This is a genomic window from Sphingomonas sp. 7/4-4, assembly GCF_027941955.1.
Taxonomy (GTDB): domain Bacteria; phylum Pseudomonadota; class Alphaproteobacteria; order Sphingomonadales; family Sphingomonadaceae; genus Sphingomonas.
In genome coordinates, this window is record NZ_CP115960.1 from 2,402,434 (window position 1) to 2,417,762 (window position 15,329).

Consider the following 15,329-nt stretch of genomic DNA (forward strand, 5'->3'; position numbering starts at 1 on the left):
CCAGCGATGGAGCGGCGGCTTTTCTTGTCCGCTGTGTCTGGTTCCTGATGACTTCACTCGAAACGAACGGGGAATGTAGGCGCTCCGACCAACTCCTGCCGCGCTAGCCCGGGATCGCGGAGACTTCCAAAATCTCGATGGCCTCTGGCCGGCCGTTGAAATCGACGCACTCGCCTTCTTCCGCGCCGAGCAGCGCGTGCGCGAGCGGGGCCGAGAAAGCGAGGCGATCGGCGTGCGGATCGGCTTCGTCATGGCCGACCAGATCGATCGTCCGCGCCTTGCCCCCAGCCGGATGCGCACCCGCGATCCGATGCCGACCACGCCTTTCTCCGGCGGAGGCGCGATCTCGGCGGTGGTGCGGCGGGTGTTCCAGTAGCGCAGCTCGCGCTTGAGGACTTCGCGCGGCTCCTCGGCGGCCTCGGCGGCGATGGCCGCCTCGAGCTCGGCAACCTTCGTCTCGATCAATGCGAGCCCGCGCGCCGTCACCAGATTGGCGCCGGCGGGCAAGGGGATTTCGAACTTCGGTTCCTTATGTTCCTCGTCGCTCTCGCGACGGAAGGCGACGCTCATCGCTGCGGCAATTCCTCTAGCGTGGATGATATCTTCCAAAGATCCACGGCGCCTTCGGTTGCATGGGTGTCGATTTCGGCGAGCTCATCGGCACTGAATCCGAGATTCTTCACTGCATCGAGCGAGATCATCGAGCTGCTGGACATTGCGCGCGCCGATCAGCGCCGAGGTCACCCGCGGATCGCGCAGCACCCAGGCGATCGCCATCTGCGCGAGCGTCTGGCCGCGGCGTTCGGCGATGGCGTTGAGCGCGCGGATGCGGGCGAGGTTCGCATCCGACAACAGCCCCTGCCCGAGCGAACCGCCCTTGGCCGCGCGCGCATCCGCGGGAACGCCGTTCAGATATTTGGACGAGAGCATCCCCTGCGCCAACGGCGAGAACGCGATGCAGCCGGTGCCGAGATCGCCCAGCGTGTCGAGCAAATCCTCCTCGATCCAGCGATTGAGCATCGAATAGCTCGGCTGGTGGATGAGCAACGGCACCTTGTATTCGGCGAGGATCGCCGCGGCCTGGCGCGTCAGCTCGGGCGAGTAAGACGAGATGCCGACATAGAGCGCCTTGCCCTGGCGGTGGATGTGCGCGAGCGCGCCCATCGTCTCCTCGAGCGGGGTCTTGGGATCGACGCGGTGCGAATAGAAGATGTCGACGTAATCGAGCCCCATCCGCTTCAGGCTCTGGTCGCACGAGGCGATCAGGTATTTCCGGCTGCCGCCGACATCGCCATAGGGGCCCGGCCACATGTCCCAGCCCGCCTTGGTCGAGACGATCAGCTCGTCGCGGTGCGCGGCGAAGTCGGCCGCCATCACGCGCCCGAAATTCTCCTCGGCCGAGCCGTAAGGCGGGCCGTAATTGTTCGCGAGATCGAAATGGGTGACGCCGCGATCGAATGCACGGCGCAGCATCGCGCGGCCGGTCTCGAACACATCGGTGCCGCCGAAATTCTGCCAGAGGCCGAGGCTGATCGCCGGGAGATCGAGCCCCGAGCGGCCGGTGCGCCGATAGGGCATGCGGCCGTCGTAACGCGCGGGATCGGCGGTCCAGGGCTGGGGATAGGGCATGGTCTCTCTCCGATGGTGTCGGACAGCGCCCTATGCGCCATGGCTCAGACGGTAAAGCTCTCGCCGCAGCCGCACGCGCCCTTGGCGTTGGGGTTCTCGAACGTGAAGCCGGCGGCGAAATCGTCCTCGACCCAGTCCATCGTCGAGCCGACGAGGTAGAGCACCGAGGCACCGTCGACATAGAAGGTCCCGCCCGGCGTCTCGATCTTCTCGTCAAAGGGCGCCGCCTCGCTGACATAGTCGACCGAATAGGCCAGCCCCGAGCAGCCGCGGCGCGGCGTCGAGAGCTTGACGCCGATCGTGCCCTCTGGCGCCTTGGCCATCAGCTCGGCGATGCGCGCGTGGGCGCGCTCGGTGAGGTTGAGCGCGGCGGGGCGCTGGCGGGTCTTGGTCTCAGTCACGGGGCTGCCTCTTGATCCCGATGCCCTGTTTCATCGCCTCGATATTGATATTGACGCCAACAGCAGTCGGCACCACGGTTTCGATTAATTTAGCAGCATTTTCTTCACCTTGCCGACGACACATCGAGGCTGCGCTAGCGGCTACGAAGTTCAACTGCTCCTCGGTCAGGGCACCTGCAACCCCCAACTGTGCCATCAAAGCCAGTTGAAGATTGAAGGCGGCCGTGGCGATTTCGTCCGGGGCTACGGATAGCTTTCCTTCAGCCATCACAGCATCCCCAGTTCGAGCTTGGCGTCGTCTGTCATCTTCTGCGGATCCCAGGGCGGATCCCAGACGAGGTTGACTTCGGCATGGCCGATCCCGGGTACCGATCCGACGCGCAGTTCGACTTCGCCGGGCATGGATTCGGCGACCGGGCAATGCGGCGTGGTGAGCGTCATCTGCACCGAGGCATGGCCGTCGCTGGTGATGTCGACGCCGTAGATCAGCCCGAGATCGTAGATGTTCACCGGAATCTCGGGATCGTAGATCTCCTTGAGCGCCTGGATCACCGATTCGTAGAGCTCGCCGCCGGGCTCGCCGGCCGGATGGGCCTCGGGCTTCTGCTGAAGGAAGCCCGTCAGGTAATCGCGCTTGCGCTCGAAAGTCTGAGCGACATCCTCGACGCGCGCCTTGGGCGGCGCATCGACGGCGTCGACTTCCTCGACTGCGATCTTGCGTTCCTCGTTCACCCGAAAATCCTCGTCACGCGTTCGATACCCTTCACCAGCGCGGCGATATCGGCCGCATTATTGTAAACCCCGAAGCTCGCCCGCGCCGTCGCCGGCACGCCCAGCGCATCCATCAGGGGCTGCGCGCAATGGTGGCCGGCGCGGATCGCGACATTGCCTTCGTCCAAGATGGTGGCGACATCGTGCGGATGCACCCCTCGACTGCGAAACTGACGATGCCGGCGCTGTCGTCCGGACCGAACAGACGGACGCTGTTGATCCGTGACAGCGCATCGCGGGCCTGACGGACCAGAGCGGTCTCGTGCGCGTGGATGCGATCCAGACCGATCGCGTCGACATAATCGACTGCGGCATGGAGCCCGACCACGCCGACGATGTGCGGCGTCCCCGCCTCGAAGCGGCCCGGCGGCGGCGCGTAGGTCGTCTTCGCAAAGGTGACGCGGTCGATCATCGATCCGCCGCCCTGATAGGGCGGCATCGCGTCGAGCAGCTCATAGCGGCCCCACAGCACGCCGATCCCGGTCGGGCCGTAGAGCTTGTGGCCCGAAAAGACGTAGAAGTCGCAGCCGATCGCGGCGACGTCGACCGCCATGCGCGGCACGGCCTGGCAGCCGTCGAGCAGGATCTTCGCGCCCACCGAATGCGCGATCTCTGTCGCACGCTTGGCGTCGAGCACCGAGCCGAGCACGTTGGAGACATGCGCGAGCGCCACCAGTTTGTGCGCCGGCGTGATCATCGCCGCCATCGCGTCGAGATCCACGCGCTGATCGGCGGTGAGCGGGATCACGTCGATCGCGGCGCCGATCTTCTCGGCGACCATCTGCCAGGGCACGATGTTCGAATGATGCTCGAGCGTCGAAAGCAGGATGCGGTCGCCGGCTTTCAGCTGCGTGCCTGCCCAGCATTGCGCGACGAGGTTGATCCCCTCGGTCGCGCCACGGACGAAGATCGTTTCCTGCGGCTTGCCGCCGATGAAGCGCGCGACCCGCTCGCGCGCGGCCTCGAACGCGAGCGTCATATCGGCCGAGCGTTGGTACACGCCGCGATGCACGGTGGCATAGGTCTCGCCATAGCCGCGGTTGATCGCGTCGAGCACCGGCTTGGGCTTTTGCGAGGTCGCGGCGGTATCGAGATACGCCCAGCCCGCCGGGATCGCCGGGAAATCGGCGAGCAGGTCGAGCGGGCGGGTGTCGGTCGTCACGCTCACAGCGCACTCTCCAGCCACTTGTCGGCGTCCGCCACGAACGCATCGCGCACCTTTTCCTCGCCGATCCGCGACATCGCGTCGGAGACGAAGGCGCGGGTGAGCATCGCTTTGGCGCGCGGCGCGGGGATGCCGCGGCTCTGCAAGTAGAAGAGCGCGCGCTGGTCGAGTTCGCCCACCGTCGCGCCGTGCGCGCACTTCACGTCGTCGGCGAAGATCTCGAGTTCGGGTTTGAGGTTCACCGTCGCGGCGCGTTCGAGCAGCAGCCCGCGCAGCGACTGCTCGCCGTCGGTCTGCTGCGCGCCGCGCGCGACTTCGACGCGGGCCGCGAGGCTCACGGTCGAGCGGTTGGCCGCCACGGCGCGCCAGAGCTGGCGCGAAGTGCCCTCTACCGCCTCATGCCGGACGACCACGGCCGCCTCCTGCTTCTGCGTCCCCGAAGTGAGCAAAGCACCGCCCATCTCGGCAAAAGCGCCCTTGCCGGTGAGCGTGAGCGCGCCGTCGATCCGGCTGCCCATTCCGCCGGCACCGAGGAAGATCGAGACCAGGCTCGCCGCCTCGCCGATCTCGGCCTCGTCGCGCAACGAGACGAAGCCATCGGCCTGGAGCAGCCGCACCGAGCGCATCAGCCGCGCGCCCTTGCCGAGCGCGATCTGCGTCAGCCGATTGGCCCAGCCGCTGCCGGCATAGGTCTCGACGACCGACGCGACCGCGTCGTCGGCCAAAGTGATGCGCGCGGGGACATGGCTCTCGCCGCCCGAGCCGAGATGGACGATCTGGATGCCGGTCACCGCCGCTTGCGGATCGAGCGACAGCACCCAGCCTTCGCCTTCGGCCATGCCGCCGAGCGGATGCGCGGTCTCGGGCGCGAAGCGCGCGACCTTGACCGGGCCCGGGCGGCTATGCGCGGGCTCAAAGACGCCGTCGACGAAGAGCAGGCGCGGACCTTCCACGTCGAGGAACAGGTCGGCGGGCTTGATTCCGGCGTCGCGCGGCTCGGCATCGGCGGCGACGCGTAGCGCCTGCATATCCGCCCAGCGCCATTCTTCAAGACGCGGGGATGGAAGTTCGAGCGTGGTCACGCGCGCACCTTCTTCGTGCCTTCGTGTCTTTGTGTGAGAAAAATTGACTCACACGAAGACACGAAGGCACGAAAGAATTGAGAGCGCCTTCGGCGCGAAGCGCGCTCATGCCGCCACCGCTCCATAGCCTTGCGCTTCGAGCTCGTGGGCCAACTCTGGCCCGCCGGTGCGCGTGATGCGCCCGGCTTCGAGGACATGGACGAAATCGGGCTGCACATAATCGAGCAGCCGCTGGTAATGGGTGATCAGCAGCACCGCCTTGTCGGGCGCGCGCATGATCCGGTTGATCCCCTCGCCCACGGCCTTGAGCGCGTCGATGTCGAGGCCGCTATCGGTCTCGTCGAGGATCGCGAGCTTCGGGCCGATGATGCCCATCTGGACCATCTCGTTGCGCTTCTTCTCGCCGCCCGAAAAGCCGACATTGACCGGGCGCTTGAGCATTTCCTGATCCATGCCGAGCGCATCGGCCTGCGCGCGAGCGAGCTTCAAGAACTCGCCGCCCGAGAGCGGCGCCTCGCCGCGCGCGCGGCGCTGCGAATTGAGCGCCTCGCGCAGGAACTGGACGTTGGAGATGCCGGGGATCTCGACCGGATATTGGAAGCCGAGGAACAGGCCGGCCGCGGCGCGCTCGTGCGCGGCCATTTCGAGCAGGTCCTCGCCGCCGAAGGTCACGCTGCCGCCGGTCGGCTCGTATCCAGGGCGTCCGCCCAGCACATAGCCGAGCGTCGACTTGCCCGCGCCGTTGGGGCCCATGATCGCGTGCACTTCGCCTGCGTTCACTTCGAGGCTGAGCCCCTTGAGGATTTCCTTGCCGTCGATTTCGGCGCGGAGATTGTCGATCTTGAGCATCATGGTCCTATTGGTTGGCATTGGCGCCGAACTGATCGTTGATGATCGCCGTCATCTGCGTCTGCGTGCAGGCCTGGATCGCCTTGCGGCTGCGGTCGGGCTCGCGCGAGCACGCGGCGACCGTTTCGCAGGTCAGCCGGTCGAAACTCTCGTCGCCGCTCGACCGGGCGATCGCGCACGCGCGGACGCGGCGCTTCGAATCGAGCTGCACGCTCACCTGGAGCGGACGCGCGCGGCCGGTGACGACGATGTCCTCGCCGATCACGTCCTGCGCGCCGAGCAAGGCGAGGCCGAGCGCGACGATCACAGCGGCACCGTCAGCAGCTTGACCGACTTCAGCGGCTCGGGCGCGTTATAGGCGTCGACCCGGCTGCCATCGGGCAACTCCCAGATGATCTTGTATTGCTTCGGCTGGACGATCGCGGTCGCGATATCCGCCTCGATCGCATCGAGCGTCCCGCGCATCCGGCCCCACCAGCGCGCATTGACCGGACGATCGCCGAGCATCACGCGGCCCTGCGTGAAATCGCCCTCGGTGAATTCGCGGCAACCTTTGGTCGCTTCCGCCACCTTGGCTGCGCGCGCTGCTGCGGCCGCGGGCGCGATGCCGACCTGCCGGACGATGCAGCGGGCATGGCGGGTGGCGATGCCGATCTGCGGCGTATCCTCGACGACCACGCCGCCCGCACTCTGGGCAGCGGCAAGCGCGAACAACATTCCGAACATCATTGCGATACTCCCGGGAGCCCGAACACCGGCCCCATCCCCATGCTTGCCCGAACCATGCTTGCGCGGCGCTGACTGCGGATCATTCGCCCAACTCCTTCGCCGGCCCGACGCGGATGATCGGGCCATCCGAGGGCGGCTTGGGCAAAGGCGGTAATTTGACGCGCTGACGCTCGGTCTCGCGGCTCGGCTCGGAGAGGCCGAGCGGGCCGGCCTGGCCCGGCGCGAGCGCCGGCTTCGGATCGGTGAACTTGGGCAGCGTGAAGGCCTGCGGCACCCCGGCGCCTGCAGGGCGCGTCTCGCCGGGGGTCGCGGCCGACGCCAGTTCGAGGAAGGTCATCTCACGGCAATCGGTGACTTCGTCAGCGGTCTTGGCATAGCAGACCGGCGTCGCCTGGCACGCATTGGTGTCGCGCCTCTGGCTGCCGCTGGAGACCATGATCCGGCAATTGCGCAGCTTGCCGTCGGCACCCTTGTCGAACAGCATCGTCGTGAGCCCGAACTGCGCGCGCACGACGATTTCCTCCTCCGCCGACTCCTCGGGAGCCGGTGCGGGTGCATCTTGCGCGAGAAACAGGAGCAGCGTCAGAATCATTAATGCGCCTCGGCGAGCTGCTTCAACTTCTCAATGAGACGCGGAACGCTTTGACGAGGGATGACAATCCAAGGTTCATCATCCTCGTAAGGGGCAGCCTCCTGGCGGATCACTACATCGTTATCCGGATTCAAATAGACGATCACTGCTCGCGTAGACCGGACGATCTCATCGCCCTTAAACTCGCTCCAATCGAATTTGTCGCTCATCCAACGCTCCCCTCCAGCGAGATCCCCAGCAGCTTTTGCGCTTCCACCGCGAATTCCATCGGCAGCTGCTTGAGCACTTCGCGCGCGAAGCCGTTGACGATCAGCGCGACCGCGGCCTCCTGATCCAACCCACGCTGCATCGCGTAGAACATCTGGTCCTCGCTGATCTTCGAGGTGGTCGCCTCGTGCTCGATCTGCGCGGTCGGGTTCTTCACCTCGATGTACGGCACGGTGTGTGCACCGCACTGGTCGCCGAGCAAAAGGCTGTCGCACTGGGTGAAGTTGCGGACATTCTCGGCGCCGGCATTGACCAGCACCTTGCCGCGATAGGTATTGTCGCTGCGGCCGGCGCTGATGCCCTTCGACACGATCGTCGAGCGCGTGTTCTTGCCGATGTGGAGCATCTTGGTGCCGGTATCGGCCTGCTGGCGGCCGTTGGTCACTGCGACCGAATAGAATTCGCCGACCGAGCCGTCGCCCTGCAGGATGCAGCTGGGATATTTCCACGTGATCGCGCTGCCGGTCTCGACCTGGGTCCAGCTGACCTTCGAGTTCGTACCCGCGCACAAGGCGCGCTTGGTGACGAAGTTGAAGATGCCCCCACCCCGTTTTCGTCGCCGGGATACCAGTTCTGGACGGTCGAATATTTGATCTCGGCATCGTCCAATGCAACCAATTCGACCACCGCGGCGTGGAGCTGGTTCTCGTCGCGCATCGGCGCGGTACAGCCTTCGAGATAGGAGACGTAGCTCCCCTTGTCGGCCACTATGAGCGTGCGCTCGAACTGGCCGGTATTCTCGGCATTGATGCGGAAATAGGTGCTCAGCTCCATCGGGCAGCGCACGCCCTCGGGCACATAGACGAAGGTGCCGTCGGAGAAGACCGCCGAGTTCAGCGCCGAGAAGAAATTGTCGCGCTGGGGCACGACCTTGCCGAGCCACTTCTTCACCAGCTCGGGATATTCGCGGATCGCTTCGCTGATCGACAGGAAGATGACGCCGGCGGCCTTCAATTCCTCGCGGAAAGTGGTCGCCACCGAGACGCTGTCGAACACTGCGTCGACCGCGATTTTCCGGGCGCCCTCGACGCCCGCGAGCACCTTCTGCTCCTCGATCGGGATACCGAGCTTCTCATAGACGCGCAGGATCTCGGGATCGAGCTCGTCGAGGCTGCCGATGGTCTTTTTCTGCTTCGGCTCGGCGTAGTAGTACGCGTCCTGATAATCGATGTGCGGGATCTGCAGCTTGGCCCATAAGGGAAGCTCCATCTCCTGCCACATGCGGAACGCCTTCAGGCGCCAGTCGAGCATCCATTCGGGCTCGTTCTTCTTGGCCGAGATGTAGCGGACCGTGTCTTCGCTCAGCCCCTTGGGGGCGAACTCCTGCTCGATATCGGAGGAGAACCCCCATTCGTACTTCTTGTTCGCGGCGGCGAGCGCCTCGGCATTCTTCGTGGCCATGTTACACCTGTTCCCCGGCAAGCGCCGGGACCCGGTCAGCGGACTCGGGATGCTGCGCCCCGGCCGGAGCCGGAGCAGCGGAAAGTTGGGATAGGGTGATACCCGCGAGCGCGCCCTTTACGGCGCCGTTGACGGCATTCCAATGCGGTTTGACGCGGCAGGTGCCCTCGACCACGCAATCATGCTTGCCGCTGTCTACGCACGTCGTGAGCGCGATCGGGCCCTCGATCGCCTCGACGATGTCGGCGACGGTGATCGCCGCAGGAGGCCGCGCGAGGCGGAAGCCTCCGCCGGTGCCGCGCGCGCTCTCGATCAGCCCGGCGGCGGAAAGCTTGCTCACCAATTTCTGCACGGTAGGAAGCGGTAGTCCCGTCTCCTCGGCGAGCAGCGTCGCGTTGAGCCGCACGCACGCGCCGCAATGGCGCGCGGCGGCGGCCATCATCACTACGGCATAATCGGCAAGGCTCGAAAGACGCATCTAATCCCACTCGCCCTTTGCGCAACGGCGCGACGGGCATCAATCAGAACGATTCTGTCCGATTGCAGATGGGCCTAGTTGCCCCGAAGGTCAACCGGCTCGGGGATGACGTCGGGCAGGAAGTGCAGTTCCTCGTTCTTCAGGGTCAGCGCCAGCGTGGGATCGCTGCTGCCGCGCAGGCTGGTCGGCGTATAGCCGGTGAAGTGCTTGATCTCGTTGATCATGTGCGACTGATCGGAGAAGGGGCCGAGCACGTCGGAAAGCGGCGCTCCCTGGAAGATCTGCATCGCCGCGCGGATCGCGCGGAACTTGCGCTTGAGCTTGGTCGGCGGCCCGCCGAAATATTCGAGGCACAGCCGCTGGACCTGGCGTTCGCCCAAGCCACTGCTCTCCTCGATCGTGGCATAAAGCGCGTCGATCGTCGGATCCTCGCTCGCGGCCCATTCGCGCACCCGGCTGAGAAAGGGGAAATGCGGATCGGGAACCGGCTTCACTTCCTCCTGGCGCATGATCAGCTGCGGCGCGATCGCCCCGATCATCTCGTCGAGCTCGGTCATACTGCGCAGCTGCTCGAGCAGCCTGGGCGCGCGCTCGCAGAACAGTTTCTCGCCGTCGATGATGTGATCGGTGACCTTGTGCGCGGGAATGCCGATCAGTGCCTTCCAGCCGATCGCGCGCAGGACGACGCCGAAGCAGAGCACCGGACCGCGCATCCGATAGCTGGCCGCGGCGGTGCCGGGACCCGCCACCATGATCGGCTTGAGCGGCTCGACATGGCCGTCGGGGAAGGTCATCTCGCCCTCGCCGCGGATCAGGAAGCGGATATGGCCGATATCGACGCGCTCGGGACCTTCGAGCTCGCCCTCGCCGGCGCGGAACAGATAATAGGATTCGACATGCGGAAGCAGCCGGCCCTTGGCCGACTTCATTTCGATCGTCACCGTCGGCGCGCGCTCTGCGCCCAGGTCGGTAACGTCGGGTTTTCTTATGGTTGCGCCCCGCATCTACGACTCGAGCCCCCATCCCGAGAATCTGTGTCTGCCGGTTACCTATAGCGGGTGCGGGGCCCAGATAAAGTGGCCCGGCCGGTTGCCCGGCCGGGCCAGTGGAAAGGGTTCCCCCGTTGAAGCGGAAACCCCTCGGGTCGCAAAGCCTGACTAGCGCCTACGTAGGCTTACGTATTGGACGGATTCGACACATCCTAAATTTTTGACGCGCGGCCCCCTCGATGCGAAGGCGGCGGGCATGGCCTATCCGCTCCGATCCGCATTGTTCGCGCTGGACCCCGAAACCGCACACCGCGCCACGATCGCCGCTTTGCGGGCGTGGGGAAGCGCCGGCACTCCCTTCGCGGCAAAATCCGTATCGGATGAATCGCTTCGGGTGCGGCTTGCCGGGATCGACTTCCCCAATCCGGTGGGGCTCGCGGCGGGACTCGACAAGAATGCCGAAGCGGTGGCCGGGCTGTTCGGGCTGGGCTTCGGGGCGGTCGAGGTGGGGACGCTGACGCCGCGTCCCCAGCCGGGCAATCCGAAGCCGCGGCTGTTCCGGCTCGTCGAGGACGAAGCGGTGATCAACCGGATGGGGTTCAACAATGACGGCGTGGACGCCGCACTCGCCCGGATCGCGACCATCGGGACGCGCCCGGGAGTGCTGGGCATCAATGTGGGCGCCAACAAGGATTCGGCCGATCGGGTCGCGGACTATGCCGAGGGTGTGCGGAAAGCGGCGCCGCATGCCGATTACATCACGATCAATGTCAGCTCGCCCAACACGCCGGGCCTGCGCGATCTCCAGTCGCGGCCGGCGCTGGATGAGCTGCTCGCGGCCTGCGATGCGGCACGCGGCGCGACTCCGTTGTTCCTCAAGATCGCACCCGATCTCGATCGCGCGGGGATCGAAGGCGCGATCCGGGCGGCGATCGACAACCGCGTGGACGCGCTGATCGTCTCGAACACGACGATCTCGCGGTCGGCGGGCCTGCGTTCCAGCTTTGCAGGCGAGAGCGGCGGCCTTTCGGGCGCCCCCTTGCGCGATCTGGCGCGCGCGAAGCTTGTCGAGGCCCGCGAGGCCAGCGGCGGCGAACTGCCTTTGATCTCCGCCGGCGGGATCGACAGCGCCGACGAGGCGAAGCGCCGCCTCGATGCCGGGGCGGTGCTGGTGCAGGTCTATAGTGCGCTGGTCTACAAGGGCCCCGGCCTGATCCGCGACATCCTCTCCGGAATGCGCTGACGTAGCGTCTTTGCCGTCCGGCCAAAGCCCGCTACGGCTGGCACAATGAAAAAGCTGGTCGCGCTGCTGATAGCCCTGTTCGTGCCCTTCGCCGCCATGGCGCAGGGGGTTGTGAGTGCCGCCGATCCGCGCGCCGCGGCGGCAGGCGTCGAGATCCTCCGCAAGGGCGGGACGGCCACCGATGCGGCGATCGCGACGATGCTGGCATTGAACGTGGTCGAGCCGCAAAGCGCAGGGATCGGCGGCGGCGCCTTCTTCGTCCAATATGACGCGAAGAAAAAGGCGACCACCACGGTCGACGGCCGCGAGGCCGCGCCGATGGCCGCCGATCCGCGCTGGTTCTACGCCGACGGCAAGCCGCTCGGCATCCGCGACGCGATCCCCGGCGGACGCAGCGTCGGCGTTCCGGGCACCCTGCGCGCGATGGCGCTGGCGCACCAGCGCGGCGGCAAGCTGCCCTGGGCAAGCCTGTTCGAGCCGGCGATCCGGCTGGCCCGCGACGGCTTCGCGGTCTCGCCGCGCTTCAGCAGCGCACTGGGCCGCTTCGCCAGCCGCGCCGACGCGAGCATCCGGACGGTCTTCTACGATGCCGAGGGCAAGCCGCTCGCGCCGGGCACCACCACGCGGAACCCCGAGCAGGCGGCGTTGCTCGAGCGCATCGCCAAATTCGGCCCCGACAGCTTCTATGTCGGCCCGCAGGCGGCGAGGCTGGTCGCCACGGTCAACAATGCCGCCCGCAATCCTTCGAAGATGACCGTCGGCGATCTCGCGGCATACGCGGCCAAGGAGCGCCCGGTGCTGTGCGGCAGCTATCGACGGCACAGGATCTGCTCGATGGGTCCGCCTTCGTCGGGCGGCGTGGCGGTGCTGATGATCCTCAAGCAGCTCGAGCGCTTCGACATGGCGAAGCTGGGCAAGGATTCGCCCGTCGCCTGGCACCTCTTCGCCGAGAGCTCGCGCCTCGCTTACGCCGATCGCGACATGTATCTCGGCGATCCCGATTATGTCCGGGTTCCGCTCAAGGGCCTGCTCGACCCGAAATACATCGCGCGCCGCTCGGCGCTGATCAGCGCGACCGGTAGCATGCAGGACGTCGCCGCCGGCACCCCGCCGGGCGCGCCGCCGCGCGTCCGCGCGCCGAACAGCGAAGTCGCCGGCACCACCTCGCTCTCGGTCGCCGACGGCGCGGGCAATGTCGCGCAGGTGACCACGACGATCGAAAGCCCGTTCGGCTCGGGACTGTCGGTCGACGGGACGATGCTCAACAACGAGCTCACCGATTTCGACATCGTTCCGGAGAAGGACGGCTATCTGGTCGCCAACCGAGTCGAGGGCGGCAAGCGCCCACGCAGCTCAATGGCACCTTCGATCGTTTACGCTCCCGACGGCACCGTCCGTCTCGCGGTGGGCGCCGCGGGCGGATCGACGATCATCGCGCAGGTCGCCAAGGCGATCATCGGGGTGGTCGACTGGAAGCTGAGCGCGCAGGATGCGATCGCGCTCGGACTGGTATATGCTCCGGGCCCGGTCGCGATGATCGAGAAAGGCACCGAACGCGAGGCGATGATCCCGGCGCTGCAGGCGTTGGGCGAGAAGGTCCAGGCCGCGCCGCTCGGGCTCAAGGCCAATGCGATCGAGCGGATCCATGGTCGCTGGGCCGGCGCGGCCGATCCGCGCAGCGAAGGCGTGGCGATGCATCAGGACGGGCGCGTGCCGGAGATCAAGCGTTTCGGCGCAGTGCCGAACCGACCGTCCGAATAACGGGAAACCGCAACAAGCGGCGCCCAAGGGGAGAATGATGCGACAGCTCGAACGGTTCGACAATCTGGTCCAGATGTTCTTCACCCGGGCACGGGAGAAGGGCGACAAGCCGTTCCTCTGGCACAAGGCCGGCGGCGCATGGCAGCCGACGAGCTGGGCCGAGGCGGCGCGCCAGGTCGCCAGCCTCGCCACTGCACTGCAGGCGCTGGGGCTGAAGAACGGCGACCGAGTGATGCTGGTTTCCGAGAACCGGCCGGAATTCTGCATCACCGATCTCGCGATCATGGCCGCGGGCTGCGTGACCGTGCCGACCTACACCACCAACACCGAGCGCGATCACCAGCACATCATCGAGAATTCGGGCGCCTGCGCGATCGTCGTCTCGAATACCAAGCTGGCGAAGACGCTGCTTCCCGCCGCGATCCGCTCCTCCTCGGCACGGATGGTGATCGGGATCGACGAGGTCCGGGTCGGGCAATCGGGGACGATGGACTTTCACGACTGGCAGGACCTGATCGCCCGCCACCCGGCCGATCCCGAGACTTTCGCCGCCAAGGTGAACTTCAAGCGCGAGGATCTGGCCTGCCTGATCTATACCAGCGGCACCGGCGGGTCCCCGCGCGGCGTGATGCAGCATCACGGTGCGATCCTGCACAATGTCGACGGCTGCTGCACGATCATCTCGGAGGATTTCGGCTGGGAGGACGAAGTGTTCCTCTCCTTCCTGCCCTCTCTCACGCCTATGAGCATACCGGCGGGCAGCATTTCCCGATCGGGCTCGGCGCCGAGATCTATTATTCCGAAGGGCTGGAGAAGCTCGCCTCGAACATCGAGGAAGTGCGCCCGACGATCATGGTGGTGGTGCCGCGGCTGTTCGAAGTGCTGCGCACGCGGATCAGCAAGGCGGTGGAGAAGCAGGGCAGGCTTTCCGCGTATCTGCTCGACCGCGCCGTGGCGATCGGCGGCAAGCGCGCGGCCGGCGGCGTGCCGATCCAGGACCAGCCGATGAACCTGATCCTCAAGGCCACATTGCTTCCCAAGATCTCGAAGCGCTTCGGCGGGCGGATGAAGGCGATGGTATCGGGCGGCGCGCCGCTCAACCCCGAGGTCGGCATCTTCTTCCAGTCGCTCGGCCTGACCTTCCTCCAGGGCTATGGCCAGACCGAGGCGGCGCCGGTGATCTCGTGCAACCGGCCGAGCGCGGGCCTCAAGATGGACACGGTCGGCCCGCCGCTGAAGGGCGTCGAAGTAAAGATCGCGGAGGACGGCGAAATTCTCGTCCGCGGCGAGCTCGTCATGCACGGCTATTGGCGCAACGAGGAGGAGAGCAAGCGCGTCCTCAAGGACGGCTGGCTCCATACCGGCGACATCGGGCTGATCGACGAGAAGGGCCGGATCCAGATCACCGACCGCAAGAAGGACATCATCGTCAACGACAAGGGCGACAATGTTGCGCCGCAAAAGGTCGAGGGGATGCTCACGCTCCAGCCCGAGATCGTCCAGGCGATGATCGCCGGCGACAAGAAGCCCTATATGACCGCAGTGATCGTCCCCGATCCCGAATGGGTCCAGGAATGGTGCGCGCGCACCGGCACCCGATGCGACTTCAAGAATCTGGCGCACGATCCCGATTTCAAGGCCGCGCTAGGGCACGCAGTCGAGCGCGTGAACAAGGATCTTTCCGTGATCGAGCGGGTGCGGAAATTCATCGTCGCCGATGAACCGTTCACGATCGAGAACGAGCAGTTGACGCCCAGCCTGAAGATCCGCCGCCACGTGCTGCGGCAAGTGTACGGCGCGCGGCTCGACGCGCTGTATTAGGCATCGATGTTCCCCTCCCTCTTAGGGAGGGGCTAGGGTGGGTAAGAAAAGGCCGGGCTCGATGCCCGGCCTTTTCTTTTGTCGAGACACTGTGGACGGGCTCGCTGACGCTCGCACCCACCCCAGCCCCTCCCTTGCAGGGAGGGGAGCA

General features: G+C 66.0%; 13 protein-coding genes and 5 pseudogenes. 3 read left to right on the forward strand and 15 right to left on the reverse strand.

All coding sequences use genetic code 11. The annotated features are described in order from the left end of the window. Nucleotides 1-103: 103 nt before the first annotated feature. From PIB19_RS12060 to PIB19_RS12130, 15 genes and pseudogenes are all read right to left on the reverse strand, one after another. Nucleotides 104-570: pseudogene (locus PIB19_RS12060) on the reverse strand (GreA/GreB family elongation factor). Then, nucleotides 567-1,629: pseudogene (gene mgrA, locus PIB19_RS12065) on the reverse strand (L-glyceraldehyde 3-phosphate reductase). The pseudogenes PIB19_RS12060 and mgrA overlap by 4 nt, the downstream one beginning before the upstream one ends. 44 nt (nt 1,630-1,673) lie before the next feature. Next, nucleotides 1,674-2,030 carry a HesB/IscA family protein gene (locus PIB19_RS12070; RefSeq protein WP_271237557.1) on the reverse strand — a complete coding sequence of 119 codons (357 nt, stop codon included), beginning with the start codon at nt 2,028-2,030 and terminating at the stop codon, nt 1,674-1,676. After that, entirely contained in the window at nt 2,023-2,298 is a 276-nt protein-coding gene (locus PIB19_RS12075; RefSeq protein WP_271237558.1) for a hypothetical protein, read from the reverse strand. The genes PIB19_RS12070 and PIB19_RS12075 overlap by 8 nt, the downstream gene beginning before the upstream one ends. Beyond that, nucleotides 2,298-2,762 (reverse strand): SUF system Fe-S cluster assembly protein, encoded by a 465-nt coding sequence (locus tag PIB19_RS12080; RefSeq protein WP_271237559.1) that lies wholly within the window; start codon nt 2,760-2,762, stop codon nt 2,298-2,300. The genes PIB19_RS12075 and PIB19_RS12080 overlap by 1 nt, the downstream gene beginning before the upstream one ends. Then, nucleotides 2,759-3,969, reverse strand: a pseudogene (locus PIB19_RS12085) (cysteine desulfurase). Before PIB19_RS12085 ends, PIB19_RS12080 begins: the two are co-directional and overlap by 4 nt. After that, nucleotides 3,966-5,048 carry a SufB/SufD family protein gene (locus PIB19_RS12090; RefSeq protein ID WP_271237560.1) on the reverse strand — a complete coding sequence of 361 codons (1,083 nt, stop codon included), beginning with the start codon at nt 5,046-5,048 and terminating at the stop codon, nt 3,966-3,968. The pseudogene PIB19_RS12085 and the gene PIB19_RS12090 overlap by 4 nt, the downstream one beginning before the upstream one ends. Before the next feature lie 105 nt (nt 5,049-5,153). Continuing rightward, complete coding sequence (gene sufC / locus PIB19_RS12095) at nt 5,154-5,897, reverse strand: Fe-S cluster assembly ATPase SufC (protein WP_271240974.1); 744 nt, start codon at nt 5,895-5,897, stop codon at nt 5,154-5,156. A 7-nt stretch (nt 5,898-5,904) separates the two neighbouring features. Next, nucleotides 5,905-6,204, reverse strand: coding sequence for a hypothetical protein (locus tag PIB19_RS12100; protein ID WP_271237561.1), 300 nt, complete (start codon nt 6,202-6,204; stop codon nt 5,905-5,907). Continuing rightward, nucleotides 6,201-6,626 (reverse strand): hypothetical protein, encoded by a 426-nt coding sequence (locus PIB19_RS12105; protein ID WP_271237562.1) that lies wholly within the window; start codon nt 6,624-6,626, stop codon nt 6,201-6,203. Before PIB19_RS12105 ends, PIB19_RS12100 begins: the two co-directional genes overlap by 4 nt. 79 nt (nt 6,627-6,705) lie before the next feature. Continuing rightward, nucleotides 6,706-7,218, reverse strand: coding sequence for a hypothetical protein (locus PIB19_RS12110; RefSeq protein WP_271237563.1), 513 nt, complete (start codon nt 7,216-7,218; stop codon nt 6,706-6,708). Next, nucleotides 7,218-7,427, reverse strand: coding sequence for a hypothetical protein (locus PIB19_RS12115; protein WP_271237564.1), 210 nt, complete (start codon nt 7,425-7,427; stop codon nt 7,218-7,220). The genes PIB19_RS12110 and PIB19_RS12115 overlap by 1 nt, the downstream gene beginning before the upstream one ends. Then, nucleotides 7,424-8,886 (reverse strand): annotated as a pseudogene (gene sufB / locus PIB19_RS12120) (Fe-S cluster assembly protein SufB). The gene PIB19_RS12115 and the pseudogene sufB overlap by 4 nt, the downstream one beginning before the upstream one ends. Before the next feature lies 1 nt (nt 8,887). Next, nucleotides 8,888-9,364, reverse strand: a complete 477-nt coding sequence (locus PIB19_RS12125; RefSeq protein ID WP_271237565.1) for an SUF system Fe-S cluster assembly regulator — start codon at nt 9,362-9,364, stop codon at nt 8,888-8,890. Between the two features lie 74 nt (nt 9,365-9,438). Further along, complete coding sequence (locus tag PIB19_RS12130) at nt 9,439-10,368, reverse strand: helix-turn-helix domain-containing protein (protein ID WP_271237566.1); 930 nt, start codon at nt 10,366-10,368, stop codon at nt 9,439-9,441. 241 nt (nt 10,369-10,609) lie between these two features. Between PIB19_RS12130 and PIB19_RS12135 the strand changes: the two genes are divergently transcribed. From PIB19_RS12135 to PIB19_RS12145, 3 genes and pseudogenes are all read left to right on the forward strand, one after another. Continuing rightward, a complete protein-coding gene (locus PIB19_RS12135; RefSeq protein WP_271237567.1) occupies nt 10,610-11,596 on the forward strand; it encodes a quinone-dependent dihydroorotate dehydrogenase in 987 nt (328 codons plus the stop codon). Between the two features lie 45 nt (nt 11,597-11,641). Next, nucleotides 11,642-13,357, forward strand: coding sequence for a gamma-glutamyltransferase (ggt, locus tag PIB19_RS12140; RefSeq protein WP_271237568.1), 1,716 nt, complete (start codon nt 11,642-11,644; stop codon nt 13,355-13,357). Between the two features lie 37 nt (nt 13,358-13,394). Further along, nucleotides 13,395-15,178 (forward strand): annotated as a pseudogene (locus PIB19_RS12145) (AMP-dependent synthetase/ligase). Nucleotides 15,179-15,329: the final 151 nt, after the last annotated feature.

Excerpts from the sequence above, each read along its gene's own strand:
- PIB19_RS12075 (WP_271237558.1), bottom strand. The coding sequence starts at position 2,298 with ATGGCTGAAGGAAAGCTATCCGTAGCCCCGGACGAAATCGCCACGGCC.
- sufC (WP_271240974.1), bottom strand. The coding sequence starts at position 5,897 with ATGCTCAAGATCGACAATCTCCGCGCCGAAATCGACGGCAAGGAAATC.
- PIB19_RS12105 (WP_271237562.1), bottom strand. The coding sequence starts at position 6,626 with ATGATGTTCGGAATGTTGTTCGCGCTTGCCGCTGCCCAGAGTGCGGGC.
- PIB19_RS12110 (WP_271237563.1), bottom strand. The coding sequence starts at position 7,218 with ATGATTCTGACGCTGCTCCTGTTTCTCGCGCAAGATGCACCCGCACCG.
- PIB19_RS12115 (WP_271237564.1), bottom strand. The coding sequence starts at position 7,427 with ATGAGCGACAAATTCGATTGGAGCGAGTTTAAGGGCGATGAGATCGTC.
- PIB19_RS12125 (WP_271237565.1), bottom strand. The coding sequence starts at position 9,364 with ATGCGTCTTTCGAGCCTTGCCGATTATGCCGTAGTGATGATGGCCGCC.
- PIB19_RS12130 (WP_271237566.1), bottom strand. The coding sequence starts at position 10,368 with ATGCGGGGCGCAACCATAAGAAAACCCGACGTTACCGACCTGGGCGCA.
- PIB19_RS12135 (WP_271237567.1), top strand. The coding sequence starts at position 10,610 with ATGGCCTATCCGCTCCGATCCGCATTGTTCGCGCTGGACCCCGAAACC.
- ggt (WP_271237568.1), top strand. The coding sequence starts at position 11,642 with ATGAAAAAGCTGGTCGCGCTGCTGATAGCCCTGTTCGTGCCCTTCGCC.